This is a genomic window from Streptomyces longwoodensis, assembly GCF_001514125.1.
Lineage (GTDB): Bacteria > Actinomycetota > Actinomycetes > Streptomycetales > Streptomycetaceae > Streptomyces > Streptomyces longwoodensis.
This window is the reverse complement of the sequence record NZ_KQ948551.1, coordinates 719,974-733,146: the sequence shown is the minus strand read 5'-3', so window position 1 is coordinate 733,146 and position 13,173 is coordinate 719,974. Positions and strand designations below refer to the sequence as shown.

Sequence of the window (13,173 nt, the reverse complement as noted above, 5' to 3'; positions counted from 1 at the left end):
TGCATAGTGGCAGTCATGACAGCCATGCCTGACATCGGGTCCGTCTGGGGGGAGCTGGGCGGCGACCCCGCGCTCCTCGCGCGCGTGTCGACCGTCGTCCGGCCGGGCGCCCTGCCCGCGCGGCTGCCCGTGCGGGAGCTGGCGCGCGCCTGCGTCGGCGCGTGCGCGCTGGCCGCGGCCGAACTCGGGGCCCACCGGGCCGGTCGCGCCGGGGTGCCGCGGGTGACGGTCGACGACGGGGCCGTGGCCACGGCGTTCACCGGCGAGCGGCACCTGCTCGTCGACGGACGCGCGCCGCAGGCCTTCGCCCCGCTGTCGCGGTTCTGGCGGACCGCGGACGGCTGGGTGCGCACCCACGCCAACTACCCCCACCACCGGGCCCGGTTGGTGCGCACCCTGGGCGTCCCCGAGGACCCGGCGGCCGTGGAGTCCGCCCTGCGGGACCGCCTCACCCTGGAGGTGGAGGAGACCGTGTACGCCGCCGGCGGCCTGGCCGTGGCGCTGCGCACGCCCGCGGAGTGGGCCGCGCACGGCCAGGCGGCGGCCCTCGCCACCCGGCCGCTCGTCGAGCACGTACGCCTGGACACCACGCGCGCGCGGGCGCTGCCGCCCCTCGACGGCACTCCCCTGCTGCCCGCCGCGGGACTGCGCGTCCTGGACCTGACCCGGGTCCTCGCCGGGCCGGTGGCCACCCGTACCCTCGCGCTGCTCGGCGCGGACGTGCTGCGCCTGGACGCGCCGCACCTGCCCGAACTGCCGGACCAGCACGCCGACACCGGGTTCGGGAAGCGGTCGGCGACGCTGGACCTCGCGGTCGGCGGCGACCGGTTCGCGGAGCTGCTCGCGGCGGCGGACGTCGTCGTGACCGGCTACCGGCCGGGCGCGCTGGACCGCTTCGGCCTCTCCCCCGAGGCGCTGGCCGAGCGCAGGCCGGGGCTGGTGGTGGCGCAGGTGTCGGCGTGGGGCGCGTACGGGCCGTGGGGCGGGCGGCGCGGCTTCGACAGCCTGGTGCAGGTCGCCACCGGCATCGCGGCCGTCGAGGGCTCCCCGCAGCGCCCGGGCGCCCTGCCGGCCCAGGCCCTCGACCACGGCACGGGGTACCTGCTGGCGGCCGCCGTCCTGCGGGCGCTGACCGAGCAGGCCTACGGCGACGCGGCGGGCCGGGGGCGGCTCGTCCGGCTGGCGCTGGCCCGGACGGCGGCGTGGCTGCAGGACGGGAGCCATCGCCCCGAGGACGGCGCGGCGGCGCACGGTGCGGGGGCGGACGGCGCGGGGGCGGACGGTGGGGAGGCGCCCGGCGCGGGGGGCCGCGTCGCCCCGTACGACGGCCCCGCGCCGTGGCTCGCCGAGACCGACAGCCCGGTGGGACGCCTCAGGTACGCCCGCCCGGCCGTGTCGTTCGCGGACGGACCGCACGACTGGGCACGCCCGCCGGGGCTCTGGGGCGCGGACGCGGCGCGCTGGTGAGCCGGTCGCGCGCCGGGACGGGCGGGCGACCGGTGCCGGTCGTCGCGGGACGCCCGGGCGGGCGGCCGGGTCAGTTGGTGACGAGGACCTTCAGCGCGGTGCGCTCGTCCATCGCCTTGTAGCCGTCCGGCACGCCCTCGATGCCGACGGTCAGGTCGAACACCGGCGACGGGTCGATCGTGCCGTCCAGCACGTCGGGCAGCAGGTCCGGGATGTACGCGCGGACCGGGGCGACCCCGCCGCGCAGGGCGACGTTGCGGTCGAACAGGACGCTCAGGTCGACGCCCGTGCTGCTGCCGTGCGGCACGCCGACGAAGCCGACCGCGCCGCCGTCCCGGGCGACGCCGATCGCCGTGCGCATGGACTGCTCGGTGCCGACGGCCTCGACGACGGCGTGCGCTCCCTGGCCCCGGGTCAGCTCATGGACGGCCTCGACCGCCGCGTCACCGCGCTCGGCGACGACGTCGGTGGCGCCGAAGCGGCGCGCGATGCCGGTGCGGACCTCGTGCCGGCCGAGCGCGATGATCCGCTCGGCGCCCAGCCGCTTGGCGGCCAGCACCGCGCACAGGCCCACCGCGCCGTCCCCGACGACGGCGACCGTGGCGCCGGGGCGGACGCCCGCACCGAGCGCGGCGTGGTGACCGGTGCCGAGGACGTCGGAGAGGGTCAGCAGCGCGGACAGCAGGTGGTCGTCGGAGGCGGCGTCCTTGGGGAGCTGCACGAGGGTGCCGTCGGCGAAGGGCACGCGCACGGCCTCGCCTTGACCGCCGTCGTAGCCGACGGAACCCCAGAAGCCGCCGTGCTCGCAGGACGTCGTCAGGCCCTCGCGGCAGTAGTCGCAGACGCCGTCGGACCACATGAAGGGGGCGACCACCAGGTCACCGCGCCGGACCGTGGCCACCTCGGAGCCGGTCTCCTCGACGACGCCGAGGAACTCGTGCCCGATCCGCTGGCCCGGCTGCCGGGCCGCCTCGCCCCGGTACGCCCACAGGTCGCTGCCGCAGATGCAGGCGCGCAGCACCCGGACCACGGCGTCGGTCGGCAGCTGCACGACGGGCTCGGGCACGTCCTCCACGCGCATGTCGTAGGGGGCGTGGATGGTGGTGGCGCGCATGGGCGGGGGTCCTTCTCGTGCGGGGTGGCCGACGGTGAACGCTGCGCTCGACGGGGTGGGTGAGCGCACTTCACCGTACGCCGCGCCGGACGCGGGCCGCGCGCCGAGGGGGCTCGAGCTGCGTCCCGACGGCGTGGGTCGGAGGCCCGCCGCCCCCGACGGCGTCCCCACGGCGTGGGTCAGACGCCCGCCGCCCCCAGCAGCGTGCCGACGGCGTAGGTGACCCCCATCGCCAGCGCGCCGCCCGCCACGTTGCGCACCACGGCGCGGCCCGGGGGCGCGGCGCCCAGCCGGGCGCTCGACCAGCCGGTGAGGACGAGGGCGGCCAGGACGGACCCGACCGTGACCCACAGCCGCCACCCGGCGGGCGGCAGCACGATCGCGAGCAGCGGCAGCAACGCGCCCACGGTGAAGGCGAGGAAGCTCGCCCAGGCCGCGTGCCAGGGGTTGGTCAGGTCGTCGGGGTCGATGCCGAGCTCCACGCGCGCGTGGGCGCGCAGGGCGTCGCGCTCGGTCAGCTGTTCCGCGGCCTCGCGGGCCACCTCGCGGCTGAGCCCGCGCTCCTGGAGGAGGTCGGCCAGCTCCTCCAGCTCCGCCTCGGGCTGGTCGCGCAGCTCCCGCTTCTCCAGGGCGAGGGCCGCCTTCTCGGAGTCCCGCTGGGTCGACACGGACACGTACTCCCCCGCCGCCATCGACATCGAGCCGGCGAGCAGTCCGGCCAGGCCCGCCGTCAGCAGCGCCGCGCGGTCGTCGGTCGCGCCGGCCACGCCGACCACCAGGCCCGCCGTGGAGACGATGCCGTCGTTGGCGCCCAGGACGGCCGCCCGCAGCCAGTTCAGCCGGGCACCGAGGGTGCCGCCGTGGGCCTCGTCGTGCGTCGGTGCGTTCACACGGGGAGGATGCCACCCCTGGTGCAGGGGCGCCCGCACCGACTCCGGCCGGACGGCCCGGCCCCGGCCGACCGTGCGAACGTCCATCCGATCGTGGAGAGTTGCCGCAGCGCATCCGCGGGTCGGCGTCACCGCAGGCACGCAGATCCGGCCGCCCCGCACCTGACACACCGCCAGGAGACCACCCCCCGCGCGCCGCAGGCGGGGGTCCGGCTGTCGGTCCCGGCCCGTATCCTCAGTGACCATGCTCGAAGACCGCACCACAGTGTCCTCCCCCACCGGGTGGCCGGCCGCGTATCCCCAGGGGTACGCGGTCGTTGACGTGGAGACCACCGGCCTGGCCCGCGACGACCGGATCATCTCGGCGGCCGTGTACCGGCTGGACGCGCGCGGCGAGGTCGAGGACCACTGGTACACGACGGTCAACCCGGAGCGGGACCCGGGACCGGTGTGGATCCACGGTCTGACGAGCGAGGCGCTGGAGGGCGCGCCCCTCTTCCAGGAGATCGCCGAGGAGTTCGCGGCCCGGCTCGCGGGCCGGGTGCTCGTCGCGCACAACGCCGTCTTCGACTGGCAGATGATCGCCCGGGAGTACGCGCGGGCCCGGTCCGAGGCCCCGGTGAAGCACCGGCTGTGCACCATCGCGCTCGCCAAGGAGCTGCGGCTGCCGCTGCCCAACCACAAACTGGAGACGCTCGCCGCCCACTTCGGGGTCGTCCAGCAGCGGGCCCACCACGCGCTGGACGACGCGCGCGTGCTGGCGGAGGCGTTCCGGCCGAGCCTGCGGGCCGCCGCGGCGGGCGGTCTGCGCCTGCCGCTGCACGAGTGCCGGCCGCTGACGGAGTGGCAGGACCGCCCGGCGCCGCTCATCGGCCGCCAGGCGGGCGGCGGTTACGGCGGCGGGGGGTACGGCGGCCACGGCGGTCAGCGCGGCGGGGGGTGGCGCCCGTCCCGCAAGAGGCCCGCGTGCCCCTATCCCAACCCGGGGCGCTACGAAGCGGGCAAACCGCTCAAGCAGGGCATGCGGGTCGCCTTCTCGGGTGACACGTCGGTCGAGCGGGAGCTGCTGGAGGACCGGGCCACCGAGGCCGGGCTGCACGTGGCGACCAGCCTGTCCCGGCTGACCAGCCTGCTGGTCACCAACGACCCCGACTCGGGCACCTCGAAAGTGGTCAAGGCCCGGCAGTACGGCACCCCGGTCGTCGACGAGGCGGCGTTCGGGCAGCTGCTGGGCGACGTGGAACCGGCCGACGCGTGACCGACCCGGGTCCCTCCGGGTGATTTGCCGCGCGACTCGCCCCGCGTCCGCCCGCCCCCGCCGCGGGGACGGCCCACCCTGTGGCGCATGGCGAGATGCGAAGTATGCGGCAATGACTACGGCATGACCTTCGAGGTGCACGCGCAGGGCGCGGTGCACGTCTTCGACTGCTTCTCCTGCGCGATCCACCGCATGGCCCCGATCTGCGAGCACTGCCGGGTCCAGATCATCGGGCAGGGCGTCGAGGTCGACGGCCACTGGTACTGCGGCGCCCACTGCGCCCGGGCGGAGGGGAGGGCGGGAATCGTGGACCGCGTCTGAGGCCCCCTGCGCGCACCACCCCACGGTCCGAGTTGTACGGTCGTGGGGTGTACCGCTTCCTGTTGTCCCGGCAGTGGGTGATCCTCACGCTGGTCGCCCTGCTGCTCATCCCCACGATGATCAGGCTGGGCGTGTGGCAGATGCACCGCTACGACGAGCGGTCCGCGCGCAACCAGCTCGTCTCCGACGCGCTCGGCGCCGATCCGGTGCCGGTGGAGCGGCTGACCTCGCCCGGGCACACGGTCACCACCGGCCAGCGGTACCGCACGGTGACCGCCACGGGCCACTTCGACACCGCGCGCGAGGAAGTCGTGCGGCGCCGGGTCAACGGCGACGAGCAGGTCGGCTTCCACGTACTGACCCCGTTCGTCCTGACGGACGGCAGCGTCGTCCTGGTCAACCGGGGCTGGATCCCCGCCGACGCCCCCAGCCAGACCGCGTTCCCGAAGGTCCCCGCGCCGCCGGCCGGCCGGGTCACCGTCACCGGGCGGCTGATGCCCGACGAGACGACCGCGGCCAGCGGCATCAAGGACCTCAAGGGGCTGCCGGCCCGGCAGGTCATGCTGATCAACAGCGAGCAGGAGGCCCGCCGCCTCGGCGCCCGGGTGCTCGGCGGCTACCTCGCCCAGACCGCGCCGGAGCCCCGGGGCGGCACCCCGGAGCTGGTCGGCAGGCCTGGCATGGAGAACGCCGCCCTGAACTACGCGTACGCCATCCAGTGGTGGCTCTTCGCCGCGTGCGTCCCGGTCGGCTGGGTGGTCCTCGCCCGCCGCGAGGCCCGCGACCGCGGCGAGACGGCGCGCGCCTCCCAGGAGGAGACCGAGCCGGCGCCGGTGTGACCCCGGACCGTCACTCCCCCGGCCGCACCCCCTGATTGCCCCCGGGGCCCGCCGGGAACCCGGTCCTGCGTGCAACCCCGCATCGAGGACTACGCCCTGATCGGTGACGAGCAGACCGCCGCCCTGGTCGGCCCGGACGGTTCCGTCGACTGGCTCTGTCTGCCGCGCTTCGACTCCGGCGCCTGCTTCGCCCGGCTCCTCGGCGACGAGGACAACGGCCACTGGCGCATCGCCCCCAAGGGCGTCCGCGGACCCTGCACCCGCCGCGCCTACCGCCCCGACACCCTCGTCCTGGACACCGAGTGGGAGACCGACGAGGGCGTCGTCCGGGTCACCGACCTGATGCCGCAGCGCGACGTCGCGCCCGACCTCGTCCGGATCGTCGAGGGCGTCCGCGGCCGGGTCACCGTGCGCAGCACGCTGCGGCTGCGCTTCGACTACGGCGCGGTCATCCCCTGGATGCGCCGGGCCGACGGGCACCGGGTGGCGATCGCCGGCCCCGACGCGGTGTGGCTGCGCACCGAGCCGCCCGTGCGCACCTGGGGCGAGGACTTCGGCACCCACTCGGAGTTCACGGTGGCCGAGGGCGAGCGGGTGGCGTTCGTCCTGACCTGGCACCCCTCGCACCACCCGCGCCCGCCGCTGGTCGACCCCTTCGAGGCCCTGCGCACCAGCGTGGAGGACTGGCGGGCCTGGGCGGCCCGGTGCACGTACGACGGCCCGTACCGGGACGCGGTCGTCCGCTCCCTGATCACCCTGAAGGCGCTGACGTACCGCCCTACTGGCGGGATCGTCGCCGCGGCCACCACCTCGCTGCCGGAGCAGCTGGGCGGGGTGCGCAACTGGGACTACCGGTTCTGCTGGCTGCGCGACTCCACCCTCACCCTGGGCGCCCTGCTGGCCGCCGGGTACCACGAGGAGGCCGAGGCCTGGCGGAACTGGCTGCTGCGCGCGGTCGCCGGCGACCCCGCCGACCTGCAGATCATGTACGGCCTCGCGGGTGAGCGCCGGCTGCCCGAGGCGGAGCTGCCGTGGCTGTCCGGGTTCGCGGGCTCGGCCCCGGTCCGCATCGGCAACGCGGCCGTGGAACAGCTCCAGCTCGACGTGTACGGCGAGGTCATGGACTCGCTCTCGCTGGGCCGCAGGGCGGGCCTGTCGCCCCGGCCGCACGTGTGGTCGCTGCAGTGCGTGCTGATGCGCTGGCTGGACGAGAACTGGCGGCAGCCCGACGAGGGCCTGTGGGAGGTGCGCGGCGGCCGCCGGCAGTTCGTGCACTCCAAGGTGATGGTGTGGGTGGCCGCCGACCGGGCGGTGCGCGCCCTGGAGGAGCACCCCGAGCTGCGCGGCGACCCGGACCGCTGGCGGGCGCTGCGCGACGAGGTGCACCAGGAGGTGTGCGAGAAGGGCTACGACCCGGAACGGAACACTTTCACGCAGTCCTACGGCTCCCGTGACCTGGACGCCTCCCTGTTGCTGATCCCCCGCGTCGGCTTCCTGCCGCCCGACGACCCGCGCGTCGTCGGCACCGTGGACGCGATCCGCGACGAGCTGGGGCACGGCGGGCTGGTGCGCCGCTACACCACCGACGGCGCCACGGTCGACGGCCTGCCCGGCGACGAGGGCACCTTCCTGGTGTGCTCGTTCTGGCTGGCGGACGCCCTGCACATGACGGGCCGGACGAAGGAGGCCCGGGAGCTGTTCGAGCGGCTGGCAGGGCTGGCCAACGACGTGGGCCTGCTGTCCGAGGAGTACGACCCGGTGGCCGGCCGCCACGTCGGCAACTTCCCGCAGGCGTTCAGCCACATCGGGCTGGTGAACACCGCCCTCACGCTGTTCGCGGACGAGGCAGGATAGGTCCATGGATCTTGGACTGAAGGACCGGGTGTACGTCGTCACCGGAGCGACCCGCGGCCTCGGCAACGCCGTGGCGCGTGAGCTGGTCGCCGACGGGGCGAAGGTCGTCGTGACCGGGCGGGACGAGCAGCGGACGGCCGAGGCGGCGGCCGCGCTGGGGCCGAACGCGGTCGGGGTCGCCGTGGACAACGCCGACCCGGGGGCGCCGCAGCGGCTGGTCGCGGCCGCGCGGGACGCCTTCGGGGCGTTCCACGGGGTGCTCGTCAGCGTGGGCGGGCCGCCGCCCGGGTTCGTCGCCGACAACACCGATGAGCAGTGGCAGACGGCGTTCGAGTCGGTGTTCCTCGGCGCGGTGCGGCTCGCCCGCGCAGCGGCTGCCGAGCTGGACGCCGGGGGTGTCATCGGGTTCGTGCTGTCGGGGTCCGTGCACGAGCCGATCCCCGGGCTGACCATCTCCAACGGGCTGCGGCCCGGGCTCGCCGGGTTCGCGAAGTCGCTCGCGGACGAGCTGGGCCCGCGGGGCATCCGGGTCGTGGGGCTGCTGCCCGCGCGGATCGACACCGACCGCGTGCGGGAGCTGGACGCCCTGTCCGCCGACCCCGAGGCCACCCGCGTGGCCAACGAGTCGCGCATTCCGTTGCGCCGGTACGGGACGCCGGAGGAGTTCGGGCGGACGGCGGCGTTCCTGCTGTCGCCGGCCGCCTCCTACCTGACGGGGATCATGGTGCCGGTGGACGGCGGGATGCGGCACGGGTTCTGACGCCGGGGGCGGGACGGGCGCGTCAGGTGACCCGTTCCGCCTTGTGGCTGACCGCGCGCAGGCGGACCTCCGCCGGGAGCGCGGGCAGCGCCGCCGCGTCGCGCGCGTGGGCCAGGGGCCCGTCCGCGAGGTCCCGCAGCGTGGTCCCGGGGTCGACGTGCGGCTCCGTCCGGAGCCTCAGGCGCGCCTCCGGTGCCGTGCGGCGGCCCCTCAGGTGGGCCCGGGCGTGGGCCACGCCGTCCAGTCCCGCGGCGTCGGCGCCGAGCGCGTGCTCCAGGGCGCGTCCGCGCAGCGTCGCACCGGCGCCGTCGCCCGTGTCGACCAGGACCTCGCGCAGCCTGCGGCGGCGCAGGACCGCCACCAGCCACCACAGGGCGAGCAGCACCAGCACCGCCAGGGCTGCGATCACCACCGGCCACCACCAGTCCTCACCGCGCCAGCGGGTGCGCTCGGCGGTGGACAGCAGCACGTCGTGCCGGCCCTGGTGGATCCACCAGGAGGGCGACTGCGCGCCGAAGCCGACGGCGAGCACCGCGCCGCCCACGGCCAGCAGCACCAGCCCGACCAGGGCCAGCAGGACGCGGTTGACCGTCCTCAGCACCGCCCTCACCCCTTCTTCCCGGGTCGCCGCACGCGCACCGACAGCTTCGGCGGGCGCGACAGGCCCAGTCCGGTGACCGCCTCGGTGAGCGCGGTGTCCAGGTCGTCGTGCACGTCGTCCAGTTCACGGAAGTGCGCGAGCGCGCGCACGTCGGCCTTGCGGCGGTGGACCCGGACCCGCGCCGACTGCACGCCGGCCACCTCCATGGCCCGGTCGCGCAGCACCTGAGCGGCGGCGTCCCGGTCCAGTCCGGCGCGCAGGTCCGGGTGGACGGGGCGCATGGGCAGCAGGGAGCGCAGTCCGGGGGTGAGGGCGAGGAGCAGCAGCCACAGGCCGAGGGCCGCGGCGACGCCGGCGCCCACCCGCACCCAGATGTCGTCCAGCGGGCGTTCGGCGAGCTCCCGCGCCAGGGTGCGCCGCCAGGACAGGGCCTGCCGGTCGGCGCGCACGGCGGCGATGTCGTAGAGGAAGGCCCCCGCGACGACGAAGAGGGCGACGGCGACGATGCCCGCGGGCACACGGCGCGCCGACCAGAAGCGGTGGGCCCGGGAGGGCAGTTCCTCCGACCGGGCGGGGGGTGCTCCCTGGCTCTCGCGGCCGGTCGGGGCTCCCTCGCGCTCCTTCTCGAGGACCGGCAGGCGCTGCGTGGTGTCACCGGGTTCACGGGACTCGCGGGGTTCGCGGGGTTCGCGGGGTTCGCTCATCGCGGCCTCCCCGGCGCGGGGCCGGCCGTCGCCGTCAGGTGCAGGTGCTCCACCTGCACGGCGACCTCCGGCACCTCCATCGACGTCCCCGTGCGTACCCGCTCGGCCACGTTCCGGCGCACCGCGTGACAGCGGGCGCCGATGTCGCACGGGTAGTCGAGGTCCAAGTGCACGCGCACGTAGGCGGCACGGCTGGGGGCCGTGCCGCCGCCGGGGTGCGCGTGGGGGCGCACCACGACGGTGGCGTGCGGGGGCGCGGCGTCCGGCGGCAGCGCGCCGACCGCCTCGCGCGCCGCTTGGGAGGCGATCTTGGCGACGACCCGGTCCGCGATCCGGGTCGCGCCGCGCTCGGCCGCCGGGACGACGCTCCCGCGCCGGCCGGTCGCGACGGTCCCTTCGCTCACCGGGTCACCGCCGTCGGTCCTCGCGCGTGCGGAAGAAGTCGCCGAACTCCAGGTCCCCTTCCAGGAACCGGCCGGCGACGAACCCGACGGCGCCGAGCGCCGCCACCAGCAGGAAGGCTCCGAAGCCGCCGAAGTACCCGGCGAAGCCCAGCACCATGCCGGCGATCAAGCCGACCACGGCCATGCTCAACGTGCTCTCCCCTCAGCCGTACGGCTGTCCGGCCGCCGACGGGTCACTGGATCCGGGGCTCCGGCTCGTCTTCCTCTTCCTCGGGCAGCTTGACGTCGCTCACGGCGATGTTGACCTCGACGACCTCGAGGCCGGTCATCCGCTCGACGGCCGCGATGACGTTCTCGCGCACGTCGCCCGCCACGTCCGCGATCGCGACGCCGTAGTCCACCACGATCTCCAGGTCGAGCGCGGTCTGCACCTCGCCGACCTCGGCCTTCACCCCGCGCGCCGCGGACTTCGAGCCGCCGGGCACCCGGTCCCGCACGGCGCCGAAGGTGCGGCTGATGCCGCTGCCCATGGCGTGCACGCCGACGACGTCGCGTGCCGCGAGGCCTGCGATCTTCTCCACCACCCCGTCCGCGATGGTGGTCCGGCCCCGTCCGGCCGGGTCACCTCCGCCGCGCCTCGGGGTCTTGCGGACCTGTCCGGGCGTGTCCACGCCGTCGTCGGGGGTCTGCGTCCGGTTCCGCTCCGTCATCTCGGTCATCGCCGTACGTCCCTTTTTCGATGGTCGTCCTGTACCCACCGTAAGCGCGGTTGTCCGACTTCGCTCCGGGGATGCGGCAGGCTGGAGGAATGACGACGGCGGACGATTGGACGCGGGCGGTGCGCGCGCAGGTGGGTCTGGGCAGGCTGCTGCCCCTGGGCGGGCCGCGGGACGGCGCGTGGATCACGGAGGACGCGGTGGCGACGGTGCTGCGGGCGGCGGGGCGGGAGGTGCCCGGGGTGCGCCTGGGCAGGCTCCGGGTGGGCCCTGCGGACGAGCAGGGCACGACGGAAGCGGCCGATGCCGGGCAGGAGGCGCACGGGCCCGTCGTGCCGGTTCCGCCGAGCGGGTTGCCGCCGGGGCCGTTGCGGGTGTCGGCGGAGTGCGCGGCGGGTCCGGCGGAGCCGTTGCCCTCGGCGGCGGCGCGGCTGCGGGCCGTGCTGTCCGCGGCCGCCGCCGAACGGCTGGGCCTGACGGTGACCGAGGTGGACGTGCGGGTGACGAGGCTGCTGGACGAGGACCCGGCACCCGAACCCGCGCCGGAGCCCGGACGGGAGCCTGAGGCGGCGCGGCTCGACGTCCCCGACGGCGGCGACGAGGCGCGCGTGGCGCTCGTCGCGCTCGACGTTCCCGGGGTGGCCGGGCTGACCGGCCGCCTCGGCGGGCTCGGCCGGGCCGTCCACCTGGAGTACCCCCGTCCGGGTGAGACCCGGGAGGCGGCGGCCCTGCCGCGTCGTCACGCGCGCGTGGAGCTTGCCCTGCGCCCCGGCCACCGGGCCGTGGACGTGGCCCGGCAGGTCAGGACGGCGGTGAGCGACGCGCTCACCGACCATCCGACCGTGGCCGTGGTGATTACGGCGATCGGGTGAACGCGCGGTGAGCCGGCCGGCTCACCGCGCGTTCACCCGAGGTCAGTCGCCGAGGCCGGCCAGGTCGCGCAGGCGGCGGGACTGGGCGGCGCGTTCGGCCGCGCGCTGCTCGTCGTAGGTGCGGTCCGCGGCGCCCTGGAGCAGCGCCTTGGTCTCGATCACCGCGTCGCGCGGAGCCGCGAGGATCGCGGACGCCAGTTCGGTGACGGTCGCGTCGAGCTGGTCGACGGGCACGGCGATGTTCGCCAGCCCGGTGCTCACCGCCTCCGCCGCCTGCACGAACCGCCCGGTCAGGCACATTTCGACCGCGCGGCCGTAGCCGACGAGGGAGACCAGCGGGTGGGTGCCCGTCAGGTCCGGGACCAGGCCCAGACCGGTCTCACGCATCGCGAACTGCACGTCGTCGGCGACGACGCGCAGGTCACAGGCGAGGGCCAGCTGGAAGCCCGCGCCGATGGCGTGCCCCTGGACGGCGGCGATCGACACGAGGTCGCTGCGCCGCCACCAGGTGAAACCCTCCTGGAACCGCGCGATGGCGGCGTCGAGTTCGGCGTCGCCGCTGCGCGCGAGGTCGATGAAGGACGGCTCGCCCTCGATGCCCTCGGGCGTGAACATCTGCCGGTCGAGGCCGGCGGAGAAGGACTTGCCCTCGCCGCGCAGCACGACGACCCGCACGGCGCCCGGCAGCAGCCGGCCGGCCTCGGCCAGCGCACGCCACATCGCGGGGCTCTGGGCGTTGCGCTTGGCCGGGTTGGCCAGCGTCACCGTGGCGAGCGCGTCGTCGACGGTGAGACGTACGCCGTCCTGGTCGAGGAGCGGGTCGGACGAAGCCATGCGGTGCCTCCGGTGGGTGCGGTCAGTCAGCGGTCAGCTAAGTGACTGCACAGTAACCACCCGGCCGGGCGGGAACACCCCCAGGGCCCCTGTGGGGCCGCGGTGGAATCAGGGGGTCCGGCCGACCGGGTGGCCACCGGCGGAGCCGATGGGCCGCCCGGGCTCAGGACGCCGGGGTCTTCTTGCCCCGCGTCGCCCCGCCACGCCCACGGAGCGTGACGCCCGACTCGCTGAGCATCCGGTGGACGAAGCCATACGAGCGGCCGGTTTCCTCGGCCAGCGCTCGGATGCTCGCACCGGAGTCGTACTTCTTCTTCAGGTCTGCCGCGAGCTTGTCGCGCGCGGCGCCGGTCACCCGGCTGCCCTTCTTCAGAGTCTCGGCCACCCGTGCCTCCTCATGGGAAGTGCGCTCTGGTCTCCTCATGATCACCCCTCCGGGGCGTGATGGCCACCCATTCGGCAAGGTCCGTGCGACCTGGTTGTGACGACAGGAGTGCGTCCCCACGAACGGAATATGTGATTCCGCACACATCCGTCCG

At 75.6% G+C, this 13,173-nt stretch carries 16 protein-coding genes; 7 read left to right on the top strand and 9 right to left on the bottom strand.

Features of this window, described 5'->3' with window-relative positions; genetic code table 11:
* Positions 1-24: 24 nt before the first annotated feature.
* On the top strand, positions 25-1,467 hold the full coding sequence (locus AQJ30_RS12310) for a CoA transferase (protein ID WP_067232481.1): 1,443 nt from the start codon (positions 25-27) through the stop codon (positions 1,465-1,467).
* Between the two features lie 70 nt (positions 1,468-1,537).
* On the opposite strand, the gene AQJ30_RS12305 is transcribed toward AQJ30_RS12310, so the two are convergent.
* Both AQJ30_RS12305 and AQJ30_RS12300 read right to left on the bottom strand, forming a co-directional pair.
* A complete protein-coding gene (locus tag AQJ30_RS12305) occupies positions 1,538-2,581 on the bottom strand; it encodes a zinc-dependent alcohol dehydrogenase family protein (protein ID WP_067232479.1) in 1,044 nt (347 codons plus the stop codon).
* A 179-nt stretch (positions 2,582-2,760) separates the two neighbouring features.
* Positions 2,761-3,471: a VIT1/CCC1 transporter family protein gene (locus tag AQJ30_RS12300; RefSeq protein WP_067232476.1), complete on the bottom strand. Its 711-nt coding sequence runs from the start codon at positions 3,469-3,471 to the stop codon at positions 2,761-2,763.
* Positions 3,472-3,715: 244 nt separating this feature from the next.
* Here AQJ30_RS12300 and AQJ30_RS12295 point away from each other — a divergent pair, with 244 nt between their 5' ends.
* The 5 genes from AQJ30_RS12295 (at position 3,716) to AQJ30_RS12275 (ending at position 8,503) form a co-directional block, all read left to right on the top strand.
* Entirely contained in the window at positions 3,716-4,729 is a 1,014-nt protein-coding gene (locus AQJ30_RS12295) for a DEDDh family exonuclease (protein WP_067232473.1), read from the top strand.
* A gap of 87 nt (positions 4,730-4,816) precedes the next feature.
* On the top strand, positions 4,817-5,050 hold the full coding sequence (locus AQJ30_RS12290; RefSeq protein WP_079083979.1) for a hypothetical protein: 234 nt from the start codon (positions 4,817-4,819) through the stop codon (positions 5,048-5,050).
* A gap of 47 nt (positions 5,051-5,097) precedes the next feature.
* Positions 5,098-5,889, top strand: coding sequence for an SURF1 family cytochrome oxidase biogenesis protein (locus AQJ30_RS12285; protein WP_067232467.1), 792 nt, complete (start codon positions 5,098-5,100; stop codon positions 5,887-5,889).
* 69 nt (positions 5,890-5,958) lie between these two features.
* On the top strand, positions 5,959-7,743 hold the full coding sequence (locus AQJ30_RS12280; protein ID WP_067232465.1) for a glycoside hydrolase family 15 protein: 1,785 nt from the start codon (positions 5,959-5,961) through the stop codon (positions 7,741-7,743).
* 4 nt (positions 7,744-7,747) lie between these two features.
* Positions 7,748-8,503: an SDR family oxidoreductase gene (locus AQJ30_RS12275; protein ID WP_067232462.1), complete on the top strand. Its 756-nt coding sequence runs from the start codon at positions 7,748-7,750 to the stop codon at positions 8,501-8,503.
* Between the two features lie 22 nt (positions 8,504-8,525).
* On the opposite strand, the gene amaP is transcribed toward AQJ30_RS12275, so the two are convergent.
* The 5 genes from amaP to AQJ30_RS12250 are packed head-to-tail and all read right to left on the bottom strand — an operon-like array spanning position 8,526 to position 10,931.
* On the bottom strand, positions 8,526-9,113 hold the full coding sequence (gene amaP / locus AQJ30_RS12270) for an alkaline shock response membrane anchor protein AmaP (RefSeq protein WP_067232459.1): 588 nt from the start codon (positions 9,111-9,113) through the stop codon (positions 8,526-8,528).
* Complete coding sequence (locus AQJ30_RS12265; RefSeq protein ID WP_067232456.1) at positions 9,110-9,808, bottom strand: DUF6286 domain-containing protein; 699 nt, start codon at positions 9,806-9,808, stop codon at positions 9,110-9,112. Before AQJ30_RS12265 ends, amaP begins: the two co-directional genes overlap by 4 nt.
* The gene (locus tag AQJ30_RS12260; RefSeq protein ID WP_067232453.1) at positions 9,805-10,212 is read right to left on the bottom strand and encodes an Asp23/Gls24 family envelope stress response protein; all 408 of its coding nucleotides are present in this window, start codon (positions 10,210-10,212) and stop codon (positions 9,805-9,807) included. Before AQJ30_RS12260 ends, AQJ30_RS12265 begins: the two co-directional genes overlap by 4 nt.
* 4 nt (positions 10,213-10,216) lie before the next feature.
* Positions 10,217-10,402: a hypothetical protein gene (locus tag AQJ30_RS12255; protein ID WP_067232452.1), complete on the bottom strand. Its 186-nt coding sequence runs from the start codon at positions 10,400-10,402 to the stop codon at positions 10,217-10,219.
* A 43-nt stretch (positions 10,403-10,445) separates the two neighbouring features.
* The gene (locus AQJ30_RS12250; protein ID WP_211278968.1) at positions 10,446-10,931 is read right to left on the bottom strand and encodes an Asp23/Gls24 family envelope stress response protein; all 486 of its coding nucleotides are present in this window, start codon (positions 10,929-10,931) and stop codon (positions 10,446-10,448) included.
* A gap of 89 nt (positions 10,932-11,020) precedes the next feature.
* Here AQJ30_RS12250 and AQJ30_RS12245 point away from each other — a divergent pair, with 89 nt between their 5' ends.
* Positions 11,021-11,800, top strand: a complete 780-nt coding sequence (locus tag AQJ30_RS12245) for a nucleopolyhedrovirus P10 family protein (RefSeq protein ID WP_067232450.1) — start codon at positions 11,021-11,023, stop codon at positions 11,798-11,800.
* A gap of 42 nt (positions 11,801-11,842) precedes the next feature.
* Here AQJ30_RS12245 and AQJ30_RS12240 read toward each other — a convergent pair whose 3' ends face one another.
* Together AQJ30_RS12240 and AQJ30_RS12235 are read right to left on the bottom strand one after the other, a co-directional pair.
* Positions 11,843-12,634: an enoyl-CoA hydratase/isomerase family protein gene (locus AQJ30_RS12240; RefSeq protein ID WP_067232447.1), complete on the bottom strand. Its 792-nt coding sequence runs from the start codon at positions 12,632-12,634 to the stop codon at positions 11,843-11,845.
* 163 nt (positions 12,635-12,797) lie between these two features.
* Positions 12,798-13,019: a helix-turn-helix domain-containing protein gene (locus tag AQJ30_RS12235; protein WP_067232444.1), complete on the bottom strand. Its 222-nt coding sequence runs from the start codon at positions 13,017-13,019 to the stop codon at positions 12,798-12,800.
* Positions 13,020-13,173: the final 154 nt, after the last annotated feature.

Excerpts from the sequence above, each read along its gene's own strand:
- AQJ30_RS12310 (WP_067232481.1), top strand. The coding sequence starts at position 25 with ATGCCTGACATCGGGTCCGTCTGGGGGGAGCTGGGCGGCGACCCCGCG.
- AQJ30_RS12305 (WP_067232479.1), bottom strand. The coding sequence starts at position 2,581 with ATGCGCGCCACCACCATCCACGCCCCCTACGACATGCGCGTGGAGGAC.
- AQJ30_RS12295 (WP_067232473.1), top strand. The coding sequence starts at position 3,716 with ATGCTCGAAGACCGCACCACAGTGTCCTCCCCCACCGGGTGGCCGGCC.
- AQJ30_RS12290 (WP_079083979.1), top strand. The coding sequence starts at position 4,817 with ATGGCGAGATGCGAAGTATGCGGCAATGACTACGGCATGACCTTCGAG.
- AQJ30_RS12275 (WP_067232462.1), top strand. The coding sequence starts at position 7,748 with ATGGATCTTGGACTGAAGGACCGGGTGTACGTCGTCACCGGAGCGACC.
- AQJ30_RS12265 (WP_067232456.1), bottom strand. The coding sequence starts at position 9,808 with ATGAGCGAACCCCGCGAACCCCGCGAACCCCGCGAGTCCCGTGAACCC.
- AQJ30_RS12250 (WP_211278968.1), bottom strand. The coding sequence starts at position 10,931 with ATGACCGAGATGACGGAGCGGAACCGGACGCAGACCCCCGACGACGGC.
- AQJ30_RS12245 (WP_067232450.1), top strand. The coding sequence starts at position 11,021 with ATGACGACGGCGGACGATTGGACGCGGGCGGTGCGCGCGCAGGTGGGT.
- AQJ30_RS12240 (WP_067232447.1), bottom strand. The coding sequence starts at position 12,634 with ATGGCTTCGTCCGACCCGCTCCTCGACCAGGACGGCGTACGTCTCACC.